This window comes from Arhodomonas sp. KWT (assembly GCF_010993615.1).
In genome coordinates this window covers 1-3,024 of record NZ_WNXE01000014.1, presented here as the reverse complement: position 1 = coordinate 3,024, position 3,024 = coordinate 1, and the positions used below count along the sequence as shown (strand labels likewise).

Annotated in this window: 3 protein-coding genes; 1 reads left to right on the top strand and 2 read right to left on the bottom strand. The window is 71.0% G+C overall.

Annotated features, from left to right (window positions below):
• Positions 1 to 1,778, bottom strand: a 1,778-nt coding sequence (locus tag G7A99_RS04685) for a molybdopterin-dependent oxidoreductase (RefSeq protein ID WP_163139055.1), incomplete at its 3' end; no start/stop codon positions are given.
• 167 nt (positions 1,779 to 1,945) lie between these two features.
• Between G7A99_RS04685 and G7A99_RS04680 the strand changes: the two genes are divergently transcribed.
• Entirely contained in the window at positions 1,946 to 2,569 is a 624-nt protein-coding gene (locus G7A99_RS04680; protein WP_163139054.1) for a flagellar brake protein, read from the top strand.
• On the opposite strand, the gene G7A99_RS04675 is transcribed toward G7A99_RS04680, so the two are convergent.
• Positions 2,551 to 3,024 (bottom strand): 4-hydroxyphenylpyruvate dioxygenase family protein (locus G7A99_RS04675; RefSeq protein ID WP_205599735.1); only part of this gene is annotated, 474 nt, incomplete at its 5' end. The two genes, G7A99_RS04680 and G7A99_RS04675, sit on opposite strands and share 19 nt — an antisense overlap.

Below are 3,024 nucleotides of genomic sequence, written 5' to 3'. Positions count from 1 at the left end.
GCCATCGCCTCGATACGCCGGGAGTGGATCTCGATGCGCCCGCTCGGGGTCGGCAGGGCGTAGCGCTCGGGGTCCGCGCGGAAGTCGGCGAGCTGCACCCGCTCCACCGGCGGCTCACCCTCACCGAAACGGTGATAGCCCCGCCGGCGGAAGGCGTCGTAGTCCGGCAGCTCCGGGTAGCGTTCGCGCAGGCCCCCGTGGATGTGGCGCAGCCAGCCGGTGACGTCTCGCCCCTCGGTGAAGCGCTCGCCCTCGCCCAGGCGCTCCGCCAGGTCGGCGAAGATCGCGTAGTCGTCGCGGGCCTCGCCGTAGGGCGGGAACGCCTGGTCCATGGCCACGAGCGTGTCGTCCGCCGACGATCCGCCGATGTCCTCGCGCTCCAGCGGCGTTGTCACCGGCAGCACGATGTCCGCGTGCCGGGCGGTGGCGGTCCAGAACGGCTCATGGACGATCACCGTCTCCGGGCGCTGCCACGCCCGCACCAGGCGGGTGAGGTCCTGGTGGTGGTGGAACGGGTTGCCGCCCGCCCAGTACACCAGCCGGCATTCCGGGTAGCGGCGGCGCTCGCCGTCGTAGTCGAAGGACTCACCGGGGTGCAGGAGCATGTCCGCGATGCGGGCCACCGGGATGAAGGCCTCCACCGGATTGGGCAGGGGCGGCAGCCGGGTCAGCTTCCGGCGGTGGGCGCCGTTGCCCACCGACCCCGCGGCGGAGTAGCCGGCGCCGAAGCCGCCCCCGGGCAGTCCGATCTGCCCGAGCATGGCCGCGAGCACCATACCCATCCAGTAGACCTGCTCGCCGTGATCCGCGCGTTGCAGCGACCAGCTCAGGTTGATCATGGTCCGCGACCCGGCCATCTCCCGGGCCAGCTCCCGCAGGGTCGCGGCGGGCACGCCGCTTACCGAGGCCGCCCAGTCCGCGTCCCGCGCCGGGGCGTCCGCCTCGCCCATGAGCGTGCGCCGGAAGGGCTCGAAGCCCTCGGTGTAGCGCGCGAGGAAGTCCCGGTCGTGCAGGCCCTCCTCGACCAGCGTGTGGGCGATACCCAGCATCACCGCGAGGTCGGTGTTGGGGCGCACCGGCTGCCACACCGCACCTGCCAGGGCGAGGTCGTCGCGCAGCGGCGAGAGGTTGACCATGCGGCAGCCCCGCGCCGCGGCGGCCTCCAGCGCCGGGCCGACCACGTGGCGGCCGATGCCGCCGGACTGCATCTGGGCGTTCTTCCACGGCGTGCCGCCGAAACACACCAGCAGCTCCGTCTCCCGCGCGACCACGGACAGCGAGGTGGAGGCCGCGCGGAAGGTGTTGAAGTCGTAACCCACCACGTAGGGCGTGATCACCTCCGCCGCGGCGAAGGAGTAGCTGTTGACCGAGCGGACGTAACCACCGATGGCGGCGAGGAAACGGTGCACCTGACTCTGGGCATGGTGGAAGCGCCCGGCGCTGGCCCAGCCGTAGGAGCCACCGTAGATGGCCTCGTTGCCGTACTCCCGCCGGGTGCGTGCCAGGGCGCCGGCGACATGCTCCAGCGCCGTCTCCCAGGAGACCGGCACGAACTCGTCCGCGCCCCGGGGGCGCTCGCCGGTGGACGCCCCGTCGAGCCAGCCGCGGCGGATCATCGGCCGCTCGACACGCTCGGGGCCGCGGGTCTCGCGCAGGACCTCGCCCACCGGCGAGGGGTCCGGATCATCGGGCCAGGGGTGGACGGCGGTGACGGCCTCGCCGTCGATATCGAGCTGATAGGCGCCCCAGTGGGCCAGGGTGCGGACAGTGCGGGTCATGGGGTGGCTCCATTCAACGCGTTTTCCCGGGCGCCTACCGCCCGGACGCCCAGTCTAACCCGTTCGCCGGTGACCACGCTCGACCGGCCCCGGCGGGTTGCCGCCGGCGTTAGCCCCTAACCGCCGGCGCGGGTAGACTCCCTGCGGACGACGACACGGAGGGGACAATGGCGGAGGCGACACAGGACACCGGGGAGCTGTTCTTCTGTGGGCTTAACATGCAGCTCCAGGTGCCGGGCTATGCCAGCCGTATCGTCACGACACTGCTCGGCGCACGCGCCGACCGGTATCTCGCCCTGCACGACAACGCCGGTGGCGGCGGGCTGGAGCGCCTGCGCCTGAGCCCGGGCGACCCGCTGGTGGTGCGCTTCTTCCACGAAGGTGTGGCCTACGGGTTCAGGAGCTACGTGCGCCAGCTCCTGCGCGAACCGGAGCCCATGGTCTTCATCGCCTATCCGGAGGAGACCGAGTCATTCGCGCTGCGCCGGGAACCGAGACTCAACTGCCAGCTCCCGGCACGCGTGCGCATGGGCGACGGCGAGGAACACAACGCGCTGATCCTCGACGTCAGCGAGCAGGGTTGCCGGGTGGCGCTGCCCCCCGCCGCGGCGGTCTGCGAAGGCGGGACCCTGCACATCAGCCTCGCCCTCCCCGAAGAGACGGAGCCGCTGGTCCGTTTCTCTGCCGACGTACGCCGCCATAGCGAGGAGGACGGCCGGCAGGTCCTGGGGTTGAGCGCGGACCTCGGCCGGACCTTCCGGCGCCTTGGCGCCTACTTCCCGTCAGGCTGATCCCCCCCGTCGAGCACGCCCCGGCGCATCTGGTCCTCCTCGATGGACTCGAACAGGGCCTGGAAATTGCCCTCGCCGAAGCCCTCGTTGCCCTTGCGCTGGATGAACTCGAAGAAGATCGGCCCGATCACGGTCTCACTGAAAATCTGCAGCAGCAGGCCCTGGCCCTCGGTGGGCGCGCCGTCGATGAGGATGTTGCGCGCGCGCAGGGCCTCCAGATCCTGGCCGTGGCCGGGCACCCGCTCGTCGACCTTCTCGTAATAGGTCGCCGGCGTGCTCATAAGCCCCAGGCCGTTGCCCGTCAGCGCGTCCACGGTGGCACAGATATCGTCCGTGCCGAGGGCGATGTGCTGGATACCCTCGCCGTTGTACTCGCGGAGGAATTCCTCGATCTGGCTCCTGTCGTCCGACGACTCGTTGATCGGGATACGGATGTGCCCGTCCGGACTGGTCAT

Excerpts from the sequence above, each read along its gene's own strand:
- G7A99_RS04680 (WP_163139054.1), top strand. The coding sequence starts at position 1,946 with ATGGCGGAGGCGACACAGGACACCGGGGAGCTGTTCTTCTGTGGGCTT.